11 protein-coding genes and 1 pseudogene are annotated in these 20141 nt (G+C 65.7%); 7 read left to right on the forward strand and 5 right to left on the reverse strand.

Features of this window, described 5'->3' with window-relative positions:
* Positions 1–309: 309 nt before the first annotated feature.
* A complete protein-coding gene (locus ACUZ2Y_RS13750) occupies positions 310–888 on the reverse strand; it encodes a TetR/AcrR family transcriptional regulator (protein WP_476330828.1) in 579 nt (192 codons plus the stop codon).
* 90 nt (positions 889–978) lie between these two features.
* On the opposite strand from ACUZ2Y_RS13750, the gene ACUZ2Y_RS13755 reads away from it, so the two are divergent.
* Positions 979–1425 (forward strand): anthrone oxygenase family protein, encoded by a 447-nt coding sequence (locus tag ACUZ2Y_RS13755; protein WP_476330831.1) that lies wholly within the window; start codon positions 979–981, stop codon positions 1423–1425.
* 322 nt (positions 1426–1747) lie between these two features.
* Here ACUZ2Y_RS13755 and ACUZ2Y_RS13760 read toward each other — a convergent pair.
* Positions 1748–2899 (reverse strand): annotated as a pseudogene (locus tag ACUZ2Y_RS13760) (IS3 family transposase); the annotation flags it as partial.
* Positions 2900–3806: 907 nt separating this feature from the next.
* Between ACUZ2Y_RS13760 and ACUZ2Y_RS13765 the strand changes: the two are divergent.
* Together ACUZ2Y_RS13765 and ACUZ2Y_RS13770 are read left to right on the forward strand one after the other, a co-directional pair.
* Complete coding sequence (locus tag ACUZ2Y_RS13765; protein ID WP_476330834.1) at positions 3807–4979, forward strand: S8 family serine peptidase; 1173 nt, start codon at positions 3807–3809, stop codon at positions 4977–4979.
* A 99-nt stretch (positions 4980–5078) separates the two neighbouring features.
* Positions 5079–5438, forward strand: coding sequence for a hypothetical protein (locus ACUZ2Y_RS13770; RefSeq protein WP_476330837.1), 360 nt, complete (start codon positions 5079–5081; stop codon positions 5436–5438).
* A gap of 96 nt (positions 5439–5534) precedes the next feature.
* On the opposite strand, the gene ACUZ2Y_RS13775 is transcribed toward ACUZ2Y_RS13770, so the two are convergent.
* Positions 5535–6290, reverse strand: coding sequence for an MBL fold metallo-hydrolase (locus ACUZ2Y_RS13775; RefSeq protein WP_476330840.1), 756 nt, complete (start codon positions 6288–6290; stop codon positions 5535–5537).
* Positions 6291–6376: 86 nt separating this feature from the next.
* On the opposite strand from ACUZ2Y_RS13775, the gene ACUZ2Y_RS13780 reads away from it, so the two are divergent.
* Entirely contained in the window at positions 6377–6979 is a 603-nt protein-coding gene (locus tag ACUZ2Y_RS13780; RefSeq protein ID WP_476330842.1) for an ABATE domain-containing protein, read from the forward strand.
* A 1504-nt stretch (positions 6980–8483) separates the two neighbouring features.
* Here the strand turns inward: ACUZ2Y_RS13780 and ACUZ2Y_RS13785 are convergent.
* Together ACUZ2Y_RS13785 and ACUZ2Y_RS13790 are read right to left on the reverse strand one after the other, a co-directional pair.
* Positions 8484–8909 carry a hypothetical protein gene (locus ACUZ2Y_RS13785; protein WP_476330845.1) on the reverse strand — a complete coding sequence of 142 codons (426 nt, stop codon included), beginning with the start codon at positions 8907–8909 and terminating at the stop codon, positions 8484–8486.
* A gap of 13 nt (positions 8910–8922) precedes the next feature.
* Positions 8923–16953 carry a DNRLRE domain-containing protein gene (locus ACUZ2Y_RS13790; RefSeq protein WP_476330848.1) on the reverse strand — a complete coding sequence of 2677 codons (8031 nt, stop codon included), beginning with the start codon at positions 16951–16953 and terminating at the stop codon, positions 8923–8925.
* A gap of 49 nt (positions 16954–17002) precedes the next feature.
* Between ACUZ2Y_RS13790 and ACUZ2Y_RS13795 the strand changes: the two genes are divergently transcribed.
* From ACUZ2Y_RS13795 to ACUZ2Y_RS13805, 3 genes are all read left to right on the forward strand, one after another.
* Positions 17003–17242, forward strand: a complete 240-nt coding sequence (locus tag ACUZ2Y_RS13795) for a hypothetical protein (protein WP_476330851.1) — start codon at positions 17003–17005, stop codon at positions 17240–17242.
* 288 nt (positions 17243–17530) lie between these two features.
* Positions 17531–18729, forward strand: a protein-coding gene (locus ACUZ2Y_RS13800) for an IS3 family transposase (protein ID WP_476327507.1) whose coding sequence is annotated in 2 segments (ribosomal slippage) — positions 17531–17813 and positions 17813–18729 — 1200 coding nt in all. Because the reading frame shifts where the segments join, the coding sequence is not laid out codon by codon here.
* Positions 18730–18780: 51 nt separating this feature from the next.
* A complete protein-coding gene (locus ACUZ2Y_RS13805; RefSeq protein ID WP_476330854.1) occupies positions 18781–19908 on the forward strand; it encodes a DUF4241 domain-containing protein in 1128 nt (375 codons plus the stop codon).
* The last annotated feature ends 233 nt before the right edge of the window (positions 19909–20141 follow it).

Below are 20141 nucleotides of genomic sequence, written 5' to 3' on the forward strand. Positions count from 1 at the left end.
CCCATCGAACCTGGGCTGGCCACCTCCAGCAGGATGGGCGAAATGCTCCTCCCGCCGGGCATCAGACCTATGCCTGACACCAATCGGTGGTCTCAAAGTGATGGAAATGAACCTAGGAGCTGCCACTCTCGGGCGTTCATGGCGGTCGGCGATTTCGGGGTTCGTCAGCGTGTCCGGGGACCCGACCGAGTACCCGATGCCTCGGAAGAAGCCGCCACGGCGGCCGTCGAAGCTGGGGACGGGTGCCGAGGGGCCGGTGGCGTTGTGCAACCAGGCGGTGGGCTGGCTGCGGCGTCACCGGACGGTGTGTCAGACCACGGCGAGCCGGTCCACCAGCAGCTCCACCCTCCGCTCGGCGTCCCCCGGCAGCAGCCGTCCCGCTCGGGTCAGGGTGGCCAGCCCGTGCAGGGACGCCCAGACCACCTCGGTGAACAGTCCAGGGTGCACGCCGTCCCCAGCGACCTCGCCGAGGCTTTCCAGCAGGGCCGCGAAGGCGTCCTTCAGCGGCTCCGGGGTGTCCTCGTTCGCGAACGTCAGGCCGCCGTCGAGTTGGAACATGGCGTCGTAGACCGCCGGGTTGCGCTCGGCGAAGTCGAGGTAGGTGCGGGCGAGGGCGGTGACCCGGGTGCGATGGCCGCCCATGGCGGAGGTCGCGGCCCGCAGCGCCGCGGCCATCTCGGCAGCACCCTCGAGGGCGACGGCGCCGATGATCTCGCGCTTACCGCGGAAATGGCTGTAGAGGACGGGCTGGCTGTATTCGATGCGCTCGGCGAGCCTGCGGGTGGTGACAGCGTCCCAGCCCTGCTGCTCGGCGAGTTCGCGGGCCGTCGCCACGATGAGGCGCTCGCGATCCGCCTGTTCGCGCTGCTTGCGTTCTTGTACCGACACGACTTGAGTCTAGCACCGCTAGACAAGCGAGCGGCAGTAGTACTAGCGTTGCCTTATCAGCTAGCAACACTAGATTCCGGGAAGGTCATCATGCTCAGCGCACTCCAGGTCTGCACCATCGTGGTCGTCGGCGTGATGGTGGGGGTGGAGTTCTCCGTCGCCTTCGTCATCAACCCGATCCTCAACGGACTTCCCGACGACAGCAGCCAGCGCGGCCGCGCCCACGGGGGCCGGATGCTCGGCGCCGTAATGCCGTTCTGGTACATCGGCTCGCTCGTCCTGAGCGCGGTCTGGGCCATCGCCGGATGGCATCACCCTGGCACCGGCCTCGTCGTCATCGCCGCCGCGCTGCTGATCGTGAGCGTGATCATGTCGCTGCTATTGCTCGTCCCGATCAACAACCGCGGCAAGACGTGGACCGCCGAGAACCGGCCCGAGGACTGGAAGGAGCAGATGAACCGCTGGGACCGCTACCACTACGTCCGCGTCTTCGTCATCATCGCCGCGTTCGCCCTGTTGGCCGCCGCCCTCACCTGAGCCCGCGGGCCGAGACCAGACAGGTGGTGCCACCGTGCAGTCCCTGCTCGACACTCACCGCTCCAGGAAGCGTCCAAACGATGATCAATCTCAGCGCCAACCACGGGCCGAACTCGTCCAGCTGCCGCCGCCCGCCAAGTCCGCCCGGGGCATGATCATCCCGGCGGCCAGATTCCACGTAACTTTTAGGCATTGAAGAGGCAGATGTATGGCCCGCGCCAACCTTCGACCTCCTCCGCCGCGCGTCCTGCTCCGTGTTCCGTACCGGGTTTGATAGAGACCATGATGTGCCCTGGGTTTGCAGGAGTCAGCTCGTTGGACTTCATGCCACGGGCTGGGCTGCGTGGAGCCTTTCATACTCGATCGGCGTGAGCATGCCCAGGGAGCTGTGGCGGCGCTGACGATTGTGGAAGATATCCAGATATTCGAAGATCGCGTTGGCCAGTTCGAGGCGGGTGCGCCAGCGTCGCCGGTCCAGCAACTCGGTCTGCATCCGGCCCCAGAACGACTCCATCATGGCGTTGTCGTAGCAGTCGCCGATCGAACCCATCGATGGCAGCAGCCCGGAATCCTTGGCACGCCTGGTAAACGCCCATGAGGTGTACTGGACACCATGGTCGGAGTGGATCACCGTGTCCGCTGCTGCCTCGCGGTTGTGCAGGGCCATGCCGAGCGCGTTGGTCACCAGCGCGGCGTCCTGGCGGCTGTCGATCGACCACCCGACCACCCTGCGGGAGAAGGCATCCAACACCACTGCGCAGTAGACCTTACCCTCCCGAGTGCGGTGCTCGGTGATGTCGGTGATCCAGAGTTGATTCGGTGCGGCGCGGGCGAAATCGCGGTCGACCAGGTCAGCCGCGGTGGCCGTATCCGGTCGGGGCCGCCGACGTTTCCGGCCCGGAAGTCCTGTGATACCAGCACGTTTCATCAGCATCTCGACCGCGCCGTGGCTCACCACGATGCCACGACCCAGCGTCAACTCGGCGTGGACCCGCCGGGCGCCGTAGACCCCGTTGGAGGCGGCGTGGACCTGCCTGATGAGGTCGGTCAGCCAGGCGTGCCGCACCGAGCGGGCCGACGGAGCCCTGCCGCGCCAGGCGTGCAGCCCCGACTCAGACACTCCCAGGATCCGGCAGGCAGTCTGGATCGGCAGCCCTTCCCGGGCCATCGCCGCGATCGCGGCGAACCGGGCTTTTGGGCGCACCGCCTCCTTGAGTAGCTCGGTGGCACGCTGGTGGATCGCCAGCTCGGTCTCCAGTTCGGCGATCCGGCGTCGGGCCGAGGCCAGTTCGGCCTTCTCCACCGAGGTCAGACCCGGCTCCCGCCCGGCGTCGACGAGCGCCTGCCTGCGCCATGTGTAGATCGTCTGGTCGCTGATCTGCGGGTCGTGCGCGATCTGCGAGACGGTGCGGCCGGCGTTGAGCAGGTCGAGGACCTTGCTCCGGAACTCCGGCGGGTAACCTGGAAGTGGCCGGTGCCAACATCCAGCGGCTCACCCTGGACAACCACCGGCTACGCCGGCAACTGGAAGCCTCCACGAAGGTCGCCCACATCGCCCCAAACCGCCGTCAGCGCTGAGCACCGGTTAATGGTCACGCCCAAACCGGTCCCTACAATTCGCTCACCTGTCCGACGCCCTGCAACGCGGACCGCGTCAACCAGGTGCAGACCGCCAAATGCGCCGACAAGCAACTCGCCGACTTCGTCGGATGGATCAACGCGACCTCAGCCGGGAAGGTCCTCGTAGGCGGGAAGCTGGGGTCGCGTCGAGATCGTCATGCGGACCTCGCGACTCGATGATCACGGGTCGACCGCCGTCCAACGGTTCCATGCACCGAATGAAGCGGCGGAACGACTCCTCCGACTCGCCCGACAAGATGCCATCGACCCCGCGCGCGACCGATGAGGTGCCCCAGATCGGGAATTGGGCGGCTACCACCGGTTGGAGGTCCCGGCGATTGCGAGGGGGCGTTCGGTGCGCTGGGTTTACGTGACGCTCGCACTCGGCACGCCGGCGGCACGGTCGGCGGGATCGTGCCTGGCGAAAGTCCATTGTCCAGCAACGAATCCACCATCTTGATCAGTGGTGCTTCCCGGCCGCTGAACGTACTCGAAGTGACCACATCGGACTCTTATCCTGCTCCACTGTTCCCACAATCATGTTCCGAATCTGGCAAATACTGCGTATAGGCCGTTCGGGTGGGGACTGGTGACGCAGGGGTTAGTCCAACTGTTCCATGACGGTTGACGGGGATGTCGTCCGGCGTTCGGCTGATAGTGGACGACTTCCAGGTCGCAGTCCCATCCTGCGTAGAGAAGGGCCATTGATGCGTAAAACGTATGGCACGGCTCTCACAGCTCTCGCGTTCGCGGTCTTACCAGTGACCGCCGCGACGGCTGAAGCATCATCCTTTGAGACAACCGACCAGTACATCGTCGTGCTCGCCGACACGGTGACCGCGAGCGATGTGGCTCGCGAGCACGCGGCGGCTCACGGCGCCGCGGTGAACCACGTGTACTCGCACGCGTTGCGCGGGTATTCGGCGCGGCTGACGGCCAGGGCCGTCGCGGCGCTGGGGCGCGACGGGCGGGTGAGCTTCGTCCAGCGGGACGGGATCGTGCACACGACGGCGCAGTCGCTGCCGACCGGCATCGATCGGGCCGAAGCGGACAAGAGCGCGACCGCCGCGATCAACGGTGTGGACACCCGCGTCGATGTCGACGTGGCGGTCATCGACACCGGTATCGACCTCGATCACCCCGATCTCAACGTCTACACCGCGGGCGCCAAGAACTGCTCCACCGGCAAGAGCGCCGACGACGGCAACGGGCACGGCACGCACGTCGCCGGAACGGTCGGCGCGATCGACAACTCCTCCGGGGTCGTCGGGATGGCTCCCGGTGCGCGGGTCTGGCCGGTGCGGGTGCTCGACAGTCGCGGTTCCGGTACCTGGTCGGCGGTCGTCTGCGGGATCGACTACGTGACCGCGAACGCTGACAAGATCGAGGTCGCCAACATGTCACTGGGCGGGGGCGGGTCCGACGACGGCAACTGCGGCAACAGCAACAACGACGCGATGCACAAGGCCATCTGCGCGTCGGTCGCGGCCGGGGTCACCTACGTGGTGGCCGCGGGCAACAGCTACGTCGACTCGAAGGGTTTCGTGCCCGCCGCTTATGACGAGGTGATCACCGTCAGCGCCCTGGCCGACTTCGACGGCAAGTCCGGTGGACTCGCCGGGTCGACCTGCCGTGCCGACGAGGACGACACGCTGGCCAACTTCTCCAACTTCGGCGCCGATGTCGATTTGATCGCGCCGGGTGTGTGTATCAACTCCACTTGGAAGGGCGGCGGCTACAACACGATCTCGGGCACGTCCATGGCGAGCCCCCACGTGGCCGGAGGCGCGGCCCTGTACAAGGCGACGCACCCAGGAGCCTCGCCCGCTTCGGTGAAGTCCGCTCTTCAGTCCGCGGGCACGACGGACTGGATCTGGCCGGGCCAGGACCCGGACGGCATCAAGGAGCAGCTGCTGAACGTGGCGACCTTCTAATCGGATGATCGGGAGTGGCCCACGTCCTCGACGTGGGCCACTTTCTGTTGCCAACGGCTACGGGACGGTCAACGTCGCCATTTCCGCGAGCGGCTCGTCGTGCTCAACAGCCTGCCGATCGGGCTGCGCGGCATGTTGGTCGCCGCCGTGCTGGACACTCGCACGTCCCCGCATGTCGGCGACTTGGGGCGCGGCATCGTCCCCACCGTCCCGAACGTCGGCGACCAGGTCATCCTTGGTATCCCGGTGGAGAAGTTCCTCGCACCACCCACGCGAACCGGTGCGACGATTTCGCCGAACGGCACCCGGATCGCCTTCCTGGCGCCGTGGAAGGGCCAGCTCAACGTCCGGGTCCAGGGCCTCGACACCCACGCCGAGAGCACCGAGCCCCGGTGCGTCACCGCCGACGAGAGCCGCACCGTGCAGCGGTACCTCTGGACCGACGACCCCGGTTCCTGACCGGCGAGCTCAGCCGGCTCGCCGAGAACCCTGGTGGCGTCATCGGTTGGCTCTACGCAGGGATGCGGCGCACCACAGCGGAACAGGGCTGGACGGTCAGCCCATCTCGACGCGGTCCATCAAACCCGCGGCGGTGAACGCGGCCGCCAACTCGTCGCGGCCCTCGGTGAAGTGGGCCCAACTGTCGAAGTGAACGGGGACGATCCGGCGTGCGCCGAGGATCCGGGCCACCTCGGCGGTCTGAGCACTGTCGAAGGTGAGCAGTTGGCGGTCGAGCACAGACGTGCGGACCGCGCCCGCGAACAGGACGGCGGTGTCCACCGGGCCGAACCGCTCGGCGATCTCCTGGACCACGCCCAGTTGGGCGTTGTCACCGCTGAGGTAGACCGTCGGGAGACCATCGCCGGTCAGGACGAAACCGACGACCTGGCCGACGATCGGTTCGAGATCCTCGCGCCTACCGGGGCCGTGCAGCGCGGGCACACCTGTCACCGTGATCGTGCCGCCCCCGGGACGGTCCAGTTCGATCGCCTCCCAGTCCTTCAGCCCGCGGGCGGTGCCGCCCAGCCGCGTCGCGCCGCCAGGGGTGGTGAGGGTGAGCGGGACGTCGGCGAGCAGCGCCCGGCCGGAGGTGTCGAGGTTGTCGTCGTGCTCGTCGTGCGACAGCAGGACCACGTCGATACGGCCGAGGTCGGCGGGCGCGGCGGAGGCGGCAGCGGTCTTAGTCAGGCCCGAGTCGTACGTGCCGGGGGCGTCGAAGGTCGGGTCGGTCAGGAAGCGCAGACCGCCGTACTCGATGAGGGCGGTCGGACCGCCGAAGACGTGGACGGGGAACTGGTGGGCGGTGGTCACGGAAGAAACTCCTCACGGATGGCATAGCGGATATCCGTGAGACTAGGGGTTCATCACGGATGAAAGCAAGCTGTACCATGAGCACTGTGAGCGAGACCGCCGAGAGCCTCGACCCCGTCCTGCCACCCGCGCCAGGTGCCGGGCAGTACGCCGCACTCGACTTCGCCAACAGCGCCATCGCCCTGCCCGGCGGGCAATTCATCGACCTCCTCGGCACGCCTACCGGCGCCAACCTGTGGCTGGTCGACCACGACTTGGCCCCCGCGGACGCCGGAATGCAGGAAATCTGTGCGGCACGGACGCGGTCCCTACGCGAACAAGTACGGGTCCTGCTCGCCGCGCACGTCGGCGGTCACCCGCCCCCCGCCGGAGCCCTGGCCGCCGTCAATGACGCGCTCACCCGAGTCCCTACCGCTTCCCCCCTCAACTGGGACCCCACCCGCGGCCTGCACCGGACCACTCCCCACCCCACCGACCAGATCGTCGACCACGCCCTCGGTCTCCTGGCCGCCAACGCCGCCGACCTGGTCACCGGCCCCGACGCCGAACGCCTGACGGCCTGCGGCTCCGCCCCCTGCAACCGCTATCTGCTCCGAGCCGGGCGCCGCCACTGGTGCTCGGTCCGCTGCGGCGACCGCGCCCGCGCCGCTCGCGCCTACGCCCGTCGCACTCGGACCGCGGCCGGCTGAGCCTGCCTCCTCATGGAGCCCGCACGCGCTGATGTGCGCAGCCAGAGCGTCGGCCCTCCGTGCCCCTGATCCCCCGGCCCATGCCTCCGGCGGTTATGGCCGCCGCAGGCATAAGCAGAACCAGCGCTGGCTCCGCTGGTACTAGGCGGCACCAGTGAAGCCGCACGGGAGGTCGAAGGTCGACACGGCGCTGCCTCAAATACACCCGCAGAGCCGGGTGCGAACGTTTGCGGCGATGCTCGCCGGTCCCCGAGCTGAGGCGGCGATCCGCACCGACGAGGTTGTTCGCGAAGGTCACCCAATCCGGGTACAGCACCTGGAGCAAACTGTTGACCCTATTTCGCACCGATCATGACCGTGCTCCAGTTTTGCTCCACTTAGGTGCACCACTGTCCACTTGGGATGCACAAACAAGATCGCCCGCCGAACCTGTTCACACAGGTCAGCGGGCGATATTGAAAGCAATTCACTTGTGGAGCTGAGGGGACTCGAACCCCTGACCCTCACACTGCCAGTGTGATCCACAAAGGACTCTCACCAGCGGAAACCCAAGCGCCCCAGGACATCCAGTACCGTTGACTGCCGTTCGGTGCTGCTACATGCAGTTCCACGACGTTCAACTCCTTGCCGTGCTCCAGTTTTTCTCCACCGCATTCAGTGTGAGACTCGTCGACCGCACGCGTAAGTTCCTGCGACACAACGGTTACGTCGCTACTGGACCAACGTGGATACTTCATCTCATCAGCGTACTCCCGCCGCTACTACGAAGCCAGAGGTAGCCGACACTCGCACGCGGCATTGCTCGTGGCAAGCCGATCTCAAGGGCCACGCGGCCGTGACGATGCGAGGCTCGAACCGAGGACCTGGATGTGTTCGCGTGCGGCGGACGTTGCCCTGTCCCCGGGCCACGTCGCCCCGAGGATGGGCGCGTCAGTGGACAACGCGATGGATCTCACGGAGTTGGGAGCCAGCTCGGCCACCCGGCGGGTGGCGTAGCGCAAAAGCGCCCCAGCGCATGGGAGTCGGCGAAATAGGAGACGAAGAAGCGACGCGTATCCCCACGACAGCACGGCCGCAACGAGCACGGCCCCGATCAAGGCCAAGAGCGCCCTTGCCCAGTCTCGCCGCATCTGCGCATGGACCAGCCGAGCTGCCACCCAGGTCAGCCACGCGCAGGCCACCCAAGGTCATCGGGATCAGCACGATTCCGATGAACAGTCCACCACGGTCCGATGCATGACACGAGAACATATAGCCGAGCGCGATTTGTGCGCCGCGTACCACCATGTCGTGGATGCCGCAATCAGGGCGAGCGCTCGCCCCATGACGGTGGTCCGAGACGCCAACCGCGACGTGTCGGACCACCATCAGCGCCTTGCTTTGATCGATCCATGCTCATCGACGTGCTCAAACCTCACCGCGAGGTGTGGTCGCCAGCAAACCAGCAGCTGACAAGCCAGCTCCACCACGATGAAACCTCCACTGGGTATCTCTTCGGCACAACTTACTTTAGAACGAGACGACCTGTTGTGGAGTTGTATTCCACAACGACATCGGTTCCGCCGGCCTGATTGGCGAAGTAGACCTTATACAGCGCGGAAGCGCGGACGACTTCACCCTTCGCGGTAAAAACCAGAATCGTACCCTTACTTAGGTAAATCTCCGGCATGTCCACATCGCGGCCGACCTGATCTTCGACCGAGTCCCTGGTCGTCGCATCCATGTCGAATGCGTACACCTTGTCCCAGTCACCAGGAACCAGGTCCCTAAGCCGCGACGCACGATTGAGAGTCTGCACCTTGGCCAACTCCTCGTCCAGACCTGGATCGTTCTCTACTTCTACGGAATCACCCGTCCCGCAGCCAGCAAGGATTGCTATTGAGAACCCTGCGAGGACATTTCGCACCGCGCTCCAGAGTCCAGCGAACACACCTAGTCCTGAATCACCGATACCCATATTCACCCGCATACCAGTGCCCTAATCCTGCTCCGCCGGAATGGAATGACTCCCAGTCGACCGAAACCAAACGTTTCGGATCTACGGAGCTGTACGAGAGCTTACCATCCTGCACGACTACGCCCCGGCCGTCCTTGATGGCGTTGTGCACCAGGTTCGCCAGTGCGGCACCGTGCGCGTTGGGGTTCTCAGCAGCAATACGTCGACCAAGGTCGTTGTTGTGCAGATCCATAGCCTCAGAAAGAGGCAGGTTTCCGCCTGGCAGTCCCTCGTGTGCGGTTGTGTACCGCTCTGTCCATTCGGCACCGAAACGCCTCGAGAGCATCGCATTCCAATAGGCGTGACGGAAAGCGTCCCCTGCGCCATCAGTCTGCGTGTCATGAGCGAACATCTGCTCGCCCAACCACTTCGCCTGACGGGAAGTCTCACGGAACTCGAGCAGCTCAGCGTCCGACAGCCGATCCAGCATCGCACCTTCAGTCGCGGTAATGCGCTGCGAGTTCACTCGCGAGTTGAACCAGATGAAGATGCTATCGAGGCCTGGCTTCCAATTGATCGCCCCGCCCGGATCGTCCGACGCGCTGTTTCTCGCGATCTGCGAAAGCGGTTTCCGGCCAGGAACCTTGTTCGCCTCAGCGACTTCGGCCGCGTAAGCAGTGTCCGCCGCTCGCGCCTCAGTCATCTGGTTATCGAGCACCGTCGCGTCCTGTGCACTGCATCCTGCCGAACACGTGTGGCGACACTGGTCATCAGCGCAGAAGGCATGGCCATCGAGTTCGACGCCGCTGATCGGATTTCCACCAGTGAAGGCGTATCGGTTGCTATTCCAGGGGTCGCTGCCGAGGTTGAGGTCGGAGAGCGCACCGTTGTAGGTGTCCCGGACGTTGAAGCGGTTGATGCCGGGGCTGTAGTCGCGGAAACCCATGTCGTAACCGCCAGAGGCTGGCTCGTAACGCTTGCCGTTGTAGCGGTAGAAGTTGAACGGTTCCTTGCCCGGCTGCTGCGCATCGGGCTTATCGATGCCCGTAAACGCCTGCTCATCGTTGGATCCGTAGGCGGTATACCCGTAGGTGGCTCGAGTGTCGCCGTTGTCCTTAGTCAACGTCTCGACATCGGTATGCGGGTTGTAGCCGTAGAACGAGTCCTCAGCGACCTTTGGCCCAGCGCCATCAGTGTCCTTCTTGATCTGCGTCAACCGACGCCCGAACGCGTCGTACTGGTAGGTGCGCTCGAGTTGGCCCGCAATCTCCTCGGAGACGACCTTGTCGGTGAGACCGAGATAGGCGAAGTCGGTGGTCTTCGCCGACGCGGTCCCGGCCTTGTCGGTCTTGGACGATGCCCGGTCCAGCGGGTCGTAGACGTAGGTGGTCGACACCAGCGACGTGCCGTCGTGTTTCTTGTGGGTGGTGGTTCGGTCGAACCCGTCGTACAGGTTCTGCTCCATGATCTGTCCACCAGCGGTGACGGTGTCGAGGCGGCCGAAGGGGTCGTAGTTGTAGCGGCTGGTCTGCCCGCCCGCGGTGGCGCTGGTGAGCCGGTTGCGGTTGTAGGTGAACTGGGTCTGCTTGTTATCGACCGTCTGGTCGACGACGTTGTTGTTGCCGTCGTACTTGTACGTCTCGGTCTCCAGCACGACACCGTTAGAGGCGGCCTTCTTGGTCAGCCCGATCAGGCGTTCGCGCGGGTCGTACCCGTACTCGTAGATGTGGTCCAGATAGGACGCGGCGTTGTCGGCGTTTTGGATCTTGGCGGCGTCGCGGGCGCGGTGGCCGTTTGCGGTGTAGTCGATCAGGTGCTGGGCGACCAGGGTGCCGCCGGTCTTCTTCTCGATCTGCGAGGCCAGCGACCCGTCGAGGTTGTACGCGTAGTCGACGGTGTTGCCGTTGGACTTGGTCTCCTTGAGTACCTGCCCGCGCCCGGTGTAGCCGAAGGTGGTGACCTTGCCCGTGCCACCGGTTTCGGTGTTGGTGACCTTGGCGAGCAGGTCGCGGGGGTCGTACTCGAACAGCGAGTCCTGCCGGTCGTGGTCGCGGGTGAGGGGGGCACCGTTTTCGTTGTAGGAGAACAGGGTGGTGTTCTTCACGACCGCGGCGAGTTTCTCTTCGACCTTGGTGAGCTGGTTGATTCCGTTGTAGGTCATCGCGTAGGCGTCGACCTTGGTGCCGGGGCTGGTGTCGGTGAGGGAGAGCAGGTTGGCGTTGGCGTCGTAGGTGTGGGTGAACACTTTGGCTTCGGTGTCCGGGTCGCTGGTGTTGTCGCGGACGAATTTGACCGCGTCGGCGTAGACCACACCGTTGGCCTGGTTGGTCAGGGTGACCCGGGCGGTGTTGCCCGCGGGCAGTTGGTGGGAGCCGAGGCTGACCCAGGTGCCGCCGTTGGTTTTCTGGTCCACCGCGACCGTGGTCTGGGTGGTGCCGGTGTCGACGGTGTAGGGGGCGTTGGTGGCCGCATCGGTGGAGATGCCTGCGGCGTATTTGACGAACACCTCGTAGGTGCCCTCGGCGGGCAGCACGGGGGTCCAGATGAACTTGGCCGACCCGTCGCCGGCAGGGGTGGAGCGGTGGTTGAACGCGTTGTATCCGGTGCCGATGGTGCGGATGTCCCAGGTGCCGATGATCGTGGTGTTCGCGGTGTCGGCGTTGTCGTTGAGCGCGACCGATTTACCGACCGGGACACCGTCATCGGAGCGGGACTTGAGTTTGCCGTCGGGGAAGTAGTCCCACGTCATGGTCCGGTTCGACGAACCACCCGCGCTGCTCAGCGTGCGGCGGGTCTGCTGACCCACGGGGTTGTAGTCGTAGGTGGTGGCGATGTCCCACGGGTCTGTCGACGAGCGCACCCACCCGTTGTCGAAGTAGTCGGTCTTGGTGACGATCCGGTTGGTCTGCGATCCGGACGGCGGCGTGGACGTCTCCGTCATCCGCCCGACCTCGTCGTAGGTGTAGGTGGTCTTGTCCGGGGTCTTGATGACCGGGTCGTCCTTGTCGAACGGGGTCAACTGCTCGATCGGCCGGTTGAGCTTGTCGTACACCGTTTGGGCGACGAAGTCGTCCGGGTCGTCGGTGGTCTCGACCCCGCGCGGGGTGACTGTCTTGGTCTTGTTCCCGACCTCGTCGTACTCGAACCGGGTCGTCCGAGTGACACCCGTCTTGTGCGGGACACGCGCCTCGATCAGCGTCGACCGCTCGTCATATACGAGGGTGGTCACGTTGTTCTCGGCGTCAGTGGTGGCGACAGTGTTATTGTCCCGGTCGAAGTCGACCTTCGTGACGTTCCCCTGCGCATCGGTGGTTGTGCGGGCTCGGTGGTTGCGGTCGTAAGTGACCTTCGTGGTGTAGTCGTTCGCGTCGGCCGTGGCGTTCTTGCGCGGGTCCACCACGGTGATGACGTTGCCGACGTTGTCGTAGCTGTAGGTGATCTTGTGGCTGGCGGCGTTGACGGTCTCGGTGAGCTGGTAGATCGGGTCGTAGGTGTTGCGGGTGATGTAATCGTTCGGGTCACCTGTGGTCAGCGTGCCCAGGGGTCGGGTGTCGGTGAGCAGGTTGCCGACCTTGTCGTAGGTCAGCGCCGTCGTCCGCACCGGGCCGGTCGGGGTGTCCTTCGGCGCGGTCGCGGAGGTGACCTGGTCGGCCTTGTCGTACACCGCGGTCGACACCGCACCGTTGGCCACGGTGACCTGGGTGACGTTGTCGTTCGCGTCGTAGACCGGGGCCGGGGTGAGGATGTACTCCCCTGCCGCCTGATCCTTCGGCGCCCGAGTCTCCAATGGGCGGCCGAAGGTGTCGTAGGTGGCGGTCGTGGTCTTGCCGCGGGCGTCGGTCACCGACGTCGGTAGGCCGCGGGCGTCCATGACCATCGTGGAGGACTTGTTGTAGGCGTCGGTGGTGCGTTTCGGCGACCCGGTGGCGTCGAAGTCACCGAAAGTAGTGATGTTGCCGTTCGCGTCGGTCGCCGTAGTCATCTGGCCGACACCGTCGTAGGCGTAGACGCTCTGGTAGTCGTCCGGCACTGCCGTGGTGGGCACGCCCTTGGGGTCGGTGACCGTGGTCAGGTTGCCCTTGGGGTCGTAACCGAACACCCACTTGCGGCCCTCGGGGCTGGTCTTCGACGTCAGTTCCCCGACATGCCCATTCAGTGAAGTTTGGTACCCGAGGATCGTGGCCGGGGTGTTGTTGGCGACCGCTTCGGCGTCACGGATCTGCAACGGGAAACCGGTGTTCTGGTCATAGGTCCAGGTGGAGACCGCCCCGTTGGCCTCGGTCAGCGAGGTGACGTTATGGTCACCGTCCCACGCCAGGGTGGTGGTCTCGTTCTTGGCGTTGGTCGACTTGTACGGGCGGCCGAACCCGTCCATCCGGTACTTGGTGGTGTGGTTCTCCGCGTCGGTGACGGTGGTCTCGATGTCACCGCCCTGCGGGCCGTCGGGGTCCACATAGGAGAAGTTGGTGGCATACCCGAGGCGGTCGGTGATGGTCTGCAGCTTCCACTTGTCCTTGGGGTCCACCGGTGCGGTGAAGTAAGACAGGTTGGTGGGGTTGCCGCGCGGGTCGGTGACCTTGACCAGTTTGACGTTCCTGTTGCCCTGGGTGGCGTCGTAGTCGAAATGGAACGCCTTCGGCTGCGATGACCCGGCGCCGTCGACCAGGTCGACGAGCAGGCCCTTGTCGCTGTAGGCGAAGGTCAGGGTGCGGCCGGAGATGTCCTTGATGGACTTCACCTGGTCGATGATCTTCGGGTTCTGCGTGTCGGCCTTGGTGTAGTAGTCCAAGGTCATCGACTGCCGCCCGGCCGGGTCGGTGACGTAGGCGAGGAACTTGCGCGGCTGGTTGTTGGACTTGCGCAGCGTGTAGGTGAAGGTCTGCTCGTTGCCGTTGCGGTCCCGCACCGCGGTGAGCCAGCCCTCGTCGTCGAACCAGAACTCGGTGCGATCGGGGCGGGTCATCTTCCACTTGCGCGACAGATCGGACCCGTTGTCGCGCTGCAGGTACAGGTGCACACCCTTGGGGCTGGTGTATGTCCACTGCGCGGGGTCCGTGGAGCCGTGCTTGTCGAGGATGAACACGTGGCTGGTGCCGTCACCGTCCGGGAGGGTGACCCGGGTCGGGTAGTCCTGGCCCTTCGGGTGCAACTCCAACGACGTGCCCAACCTGACGAGGCCCGCAGCAGCCACCGACCAGCCGTAGCCGGTCGTCGTCGTCGTGGTGTCGAGGGAGTTGTAGGTCAACCGGAGGAACGTGGTCAGGCCGCGGCCGGGGTTGGAGAACGCGTCGTAGGAGAAGACCGCGTTACCCGCGTACTGGTTGACCAACAGGTTGCTGCCCGCGCCGGTGGCTTTTCCTGTGTAGGCATAGAACTTCTCCAACCCGATCTGATCCGACGTCGGGTCCTCCACCGACACGTTCTGCGGCAACGCCGGCGGCCCACCCATGGCGGACATCCAGGTTCCGGTGCTCTTGTTCCGCAGATCCCAGTTGACGACCTGGGCCTCACGTTTGTTGCCCTCGGTGTTCTGCAGCGTGGTCTTCACGTTCGCCTGCACCGTCACGGTCTGCCCCGGCGCCACATCCGACGGCAGCGCCGTGTCCAACCGGTTCGCCCCGGTGACGTCGGTGCCGTCCGGGAGGGTCCACTTGTAGGACAACGTCTCGGTGGCCGCGGACCAGGTGCTGGTGGTGGTGTTGGTGATCGACACCGGCACGATCTGCTGCTCACCGGAGACCATCCGCACCTGCGGGGTCTCCGCCGCGTAATAGGTCAGCTCCGCGGTCGGGGCGGTGTAGGTGACGGTCAAGCTCGGGCGCAGCAGCGGTTCCGGGGCTTCACCGTTGAGCAACAACACCCGCTGCTTGGCGGTGCCGGCTTCGCTGCGGACCTTGATGAGGTACCCGTGGTTCGAAGCGGGGTTGTCCACCCAGCCCTGCACGACCGCGGAGTTCTCCCAGATGTGCATGCGCGGATCGTTGGAGATGCCGACCACGTTGTCCAGGGCGGGGCCGAAGTCACCGCCCGGCGCGGTCCACGCCGTCGCGGTCGACGCCCGGCTCCAGGTGGCCTGGTTCTCCACGAACCCCTTCGTCAACGCGTGCGCGTCGAAGGTGACACCGGAGCCGGAGGAGTAGAAGCCCCACATGGTGAAATCGGCGTCGAGGATCCGTGCCCCCGCCGGGAGCGCGGTGTGGATGCCGTCGAAGCGGGCCACGGCGCGGGTGTTGCCGTAGGTGGTGGAGTTGTTGCCCACCATCATCCACGGCTGACCACCGAAGCTGTCGAGGTTCGTTGTGGCCTGGTTGGAGGCGAGGGTGGTGTCCGCGGCACTGCCGGTGAACACCTTCGTCACCAACCCGGCCTTCGGCAACCGCGCCAACTGGGTCGGGCCGGGGATCAGCTGCCCGTCACGGGTCTTCGCCGCGACCATGTAGTAGTAGGCGTTGCCATACGGGTCCGGCGAATCCGACGGGGTCGGCTTCGCCGTCGTGTCCGCATACGACGTCACAGTCGGGGCCAACGGTGCGATCAGCGTGTACCGCGACGGGGTGAACGTCTGATACACCGTGCGGTGCACCTGCAACTCGACAATGTCATCATTCGGGTCCGACGGGTTCGGATCCACATAGGACGGCCAGGAGAGCTCGGCGCCGGTCGCGGTGAACATCGACGGCGGCTGCAAATCAATGCTCGGGCGCCCGTAGGCGAGCAGCAGTTTCGGGCGGTTCGCGGTCTCACCGTTGTAGGCGTACTCCGCACCCTGATACACCGCCCCACCCCTGCCAAGGGTTTCATCAATGGCTTTGAGCATCACACCGTGGTTCGGTTGCGAACCCGACACCCACGACTGGGCGATGTTGCGCACATCCAACTCGTGCCACACATGCGCGGTGTTCGCCGCCTTGACCACAGTGGACAACCCGGCCTCAGCGAACGCGGTGTTGATCGAGTTCCAGGTGACCGTGTCCTCAGCCCACGACTGCGTCACCCGCCGAGCCTCCACGGTCACATTGTTCGCGCTGGTGTGCAGTTCGTTGTCGTAGTACACCTTCACCTTCGCGCTCGACAGCGAAGTGCCCGCAGGGACGACCGAGGTGTCGAACTTCAGCAACGACCGGGCCTTGCCCCACGGGTCCGTGCCCACCGACAACCGGTAATCCAGACCATCCGCGCGGGTCGGGGTGTCCGACCAGATCTGCGCGTCCTGCCCCGTCGTCGGGGTCGGCTCCACCTTGATCGTCGGGTCGATCACCACCGGGAACTGGCGCTCCTTCGCCGCCAGCCACCCCGCATCGGCCTTCACCGTGATCGTGATGTTCGCGCCCTGCTGCTCCACGGTCTGGGTGACCTTGTCGGAGAACACCTTGCCGTGCGGCGACTTCACATCATCCCGCGAGTCGATCATGAACGGCCGCGGCATCACGAACAGTGGCGGACCATCAACGTTCTCGTTGCCGAAGAACCCGATCGACCCATCCGACTGCGCCCGCGCCGTCACACCACCCACCTGCAACGTGAACCGGTACGTGGCGTCCTTCGGCGCCCGCGCCAGGACGATCGATTCCTTCAACGCCTCACCAGTCACCTGGTACAAGACATCCGCGGCATCGAACACACCCGGGTAGGTGACCTTCGAGCCGTCGACCTTCGGGGACAAGGCCTTCGACTCCGACACCACACCCATCGCGACATGACGGCCCGCGAACTCGAACCGCACCAACCTGTCCGACTTGTCACCGAATCGGGAGACGAAACCGTTGCGGTCACTGGCAAACCGGAACCCATCGTGGGCCTGCTCGCGCACGGTGGTGTCGATCTCACGCCACACACCCGTGCTGTCGCGATACGCCTCCGGCTCCGAAGCCACCTCAGCCTCGAACGTGCCGTCCGACATCGCCCACACACGGGCATGCGCCGTGCGCCGCTCCGCCAACTCCTTGACCCGCTTCGCCGGTTCCTTCGGCGGCTGCGGCTGAGCGGCAACGACCACCGGGGCAGCAGGAGCCGCCTGCGCCTGAGCGGGCTCGGGCAACAAATCACCAAGCCAGCCAAGGAAACCCGCCAACCCAGGCCACTGCCCGTTGCTGATCGGCGGCCCCGCTGGCACACCCACCAACACCATCGCCAGCAACAAAAACACGATCAAGGCGCGCGAAAACAAGCCGCGCGGACGCGACGAACGCATGTGTGAACTCCCCAGTTCCGCACGCCGCCGCCGGGTGGTGATCAACCGACCGCCGCACGTGTCAGAACAGACCAAACCAGATCACACCAAGGTCTCGCTTCCGCCGAACGGCCCAATCCATGTGACCCGGTTGTGACGACCCCCACCGACATTCACCAGGGCGGACCAATCACCGAATCAACCGCCCCCCGCGTACACCCCAGCGCCGCTGGCCGACATGAGGAAACGTGCGGAATGGGACAGGATCCCCGATTCGATCCGGCTGTCGTGGCGGGTGGTTACTGTTGGCGCCATGCCTGAACGGATCACTGTGGACCTCGTCTACTGCGAGGGGTATGACCCTGCCGCACGGGCGCTGGGGCCTTGACCCCGGATGTTGGACACTTGGATCCTGACGGTCCGGGTGGACAGGAGTCCCGCACAGATGGTGATGAAGCACTATCCGCCGGAGTTCAAGGCCGAGGCGGTCGCGTTGTACCGGTCTCGGCCGGGCGCGACGATCAAGTCCGTGGCCGAGGACCTCGGGATCAACCACGAGACGCTGCGCAGCTGGATTCGGCTCGATGACGGGCAGCGCACCGGAGCACCGGCGACGGCGACGGTGTCGCCGTCGGGTTCGGCGGACAACGAGAACACCTTGCTGCGCAAGCGGATCCGCGAACTGGAGGAGGAACGCGACATCCTGCGCAAGGCGGCCAAGTATTTCGCCGGGGAGACGCGCTGGTGAACCGCTTCCAGTTCGTCGCCGACCATCAGCGCCTTTACGGCGTGAAGCGGTTATGTCAGGTCATCGGGATCGCCCGGTCCAGCTATTACCACTGGAAAGCCACCGCGCCCGACCGCGCGGCCCGCGCCACCGCCGACGATCGGTTGGCCGCGCGCATCCGCACGATTCACCGTGACTCGGCGGGCACCTACGGTGTCCCCCGGGTCACCGCCGAGTTGCGCGAGGCAGGGCACCAGGTCAACCACAAGCGGGTCGCCCGGGTCATGCGCGGTATCGGCCTGGCCGGTCTGCGGCTGCGCCGCCGACATCGCACCACCATCGGCGACCCCGCCGTGGCCAAGGCGCCGGACCTGCTCGGACGGGACTTCACCGCCGAAACGCCGAACACCAGGTACGTCGGCGACATCACCTACCTACCGATCGCCGACGGCACGTTCTGCTACCTGGCGACCGTGATGGACCTGTGCTCGCGCAGGCTGGCCGGGTGGGCCATCGCCGATCACATGCGCACCGAGCTGGTCATCGACGCACTACGGGCGGCCCAGCGCACCCGGGGCAGCCTGGCCGGGGCGATCTTCCACGCCGACCACGGAGCCCAATACACCTCTCGGGCCTTCGCCGAGGCCTGCCATCAGGCCGGGGTGATCCAGTCCATGGGCGCGGTCGGCAGCTCGGCGGACAACGCCGCCGCGGAAAGCCTCAACGCCTCGTTCAAACGCGAAACCCTGCAAGGCGCACAGAACTGGGCCAGCGAACGCGATGCGCGGCTGGCCGCCTTCGGCTGGCTGCACCGCTACAACACCCGACGACGCCACTCCCACCTCGGACAGATGTCCCCGATCGACTACGAGAACAGCCGCCACCCGACACCGGCTACGCTGAATCAAGCCGCATAACCCCGTGTCCAACATCCGGGGTCAAGCCCCCTGGTCGGACGCATCGGTGTCGTGGAGGCGCGGCGTCGACACGCGGCGGGAGAGCAGTTCGCCGTGGCCGCCGCGGCGGCGGGCGACGGGCGTGTCCTGGCCCTGGTCGAGTGGGCGGGAACGCAGCGATTCGTGCGCGCATGGCGCTTCGACGAGCAGGGCAGGCGCGTACACCACGCGGAAGGCCGCCTGGTGCCGGAAGGCGGATTGTTCGTCACCGATATCCGGCACTGGACCTACCACACGGCCGAGCAGGCCGAGTTCGACCGCCGCGCAGGACAACAGCGCATCCGCAACCTGCGCTCCGGCCGAGTGGAGCACGAGGACGCACCTGCGGGCGATGGCGGCGGGATGCGGGCGATGCAAACCCAGGTCGACCCGGCGACGCTCGTCGTCGCCGTCCCGGCATTCGGCGAATGGTCGAGCCTGTTCGGCCTCGGCGCGATCGACGTGCGACAGGTCGACGAGGTCGTCGGTCCGGCCACTGCTCCACCGTGGGGACCTCCGATTCCCCTGCTTCCCGGCGATCTGACGGCGTTCTTCAGGCCCGGCACGCGATACTCGCTGCCGAACAGTGCCGGAACCGTGATCACCAGCACCCACCGCGCCGGGCTGGCACGATTGGTGTCCGGGCAGTTAGCGGCCGCCGACCCCGGCTGGCTCGACGGAGTGAAACCGTTCACCACCGTCCTCGCCCCCGGCGTCTACCCCGTGGACCTGGCGGTGATCCAGTTCGTCGACCAACCCGACCACACCAGGGTGGCGGCGGCACGCCTGGCCGTGATCGACGCACCGGTCGCCTCATGGGAGCCCGCCCTGACCGCGTCCGCCGACCCGTTGCTGCTCGGGGACGGCGAGTTCCACGGTTTCGGTGTCGACAGCGGCACGGCATGTTTCTTCGACGTCACCGCCGGCCCCGCACTGGCCGAGCAATTCGACCAAGCCATGTCCAACTGGGACGGGACAGCGGATCTGGACGCCGAAATCATCGACCCGGCAACGGGAGCGAGCCTCGTCCAGTTCCACTCCGGGTGGGGCGACGGCGCCTACCCGACCTGGATCGGCCGCACAGCGAAGGGCGAGATCGCCTGCTTCGTCGTGGACCTGCTCGTCCTACATGAAGCGCAAATCATCCCCGCGCATGTCTGACGCCACTGCCGGCAGCCCTCCACACCGACGACTACTACGGCAGCCAATCTGAGCCCTTCGAAAGTCCGAGTCGACGCGCCTCGCGGCTACTAGCAAACGGTCGACAGGTGTGGAGGCGGCACCGTCGTTAGTCCAAGCGTTCAATCAGGCCCGTACGGATAATTCATCCCACGCCGCTTCGCGCGACGTGTTTCGCTTGTTACCTGGGCTGCGCGGCGACGCAAGTGGTGGAG

Source organism: Actinokineospora sp. UV203 (assembly GCF_056323665.1).

Coding starts and splice junctions, on each gene's coding strand:
- ACUZ2Y_RS13755 (WP_476330831.1), top strand. CDS start 979: ATGCTCAGCGCACTCCAGGTCTGCACCATCGTGGTCGTCGGCGTGATG.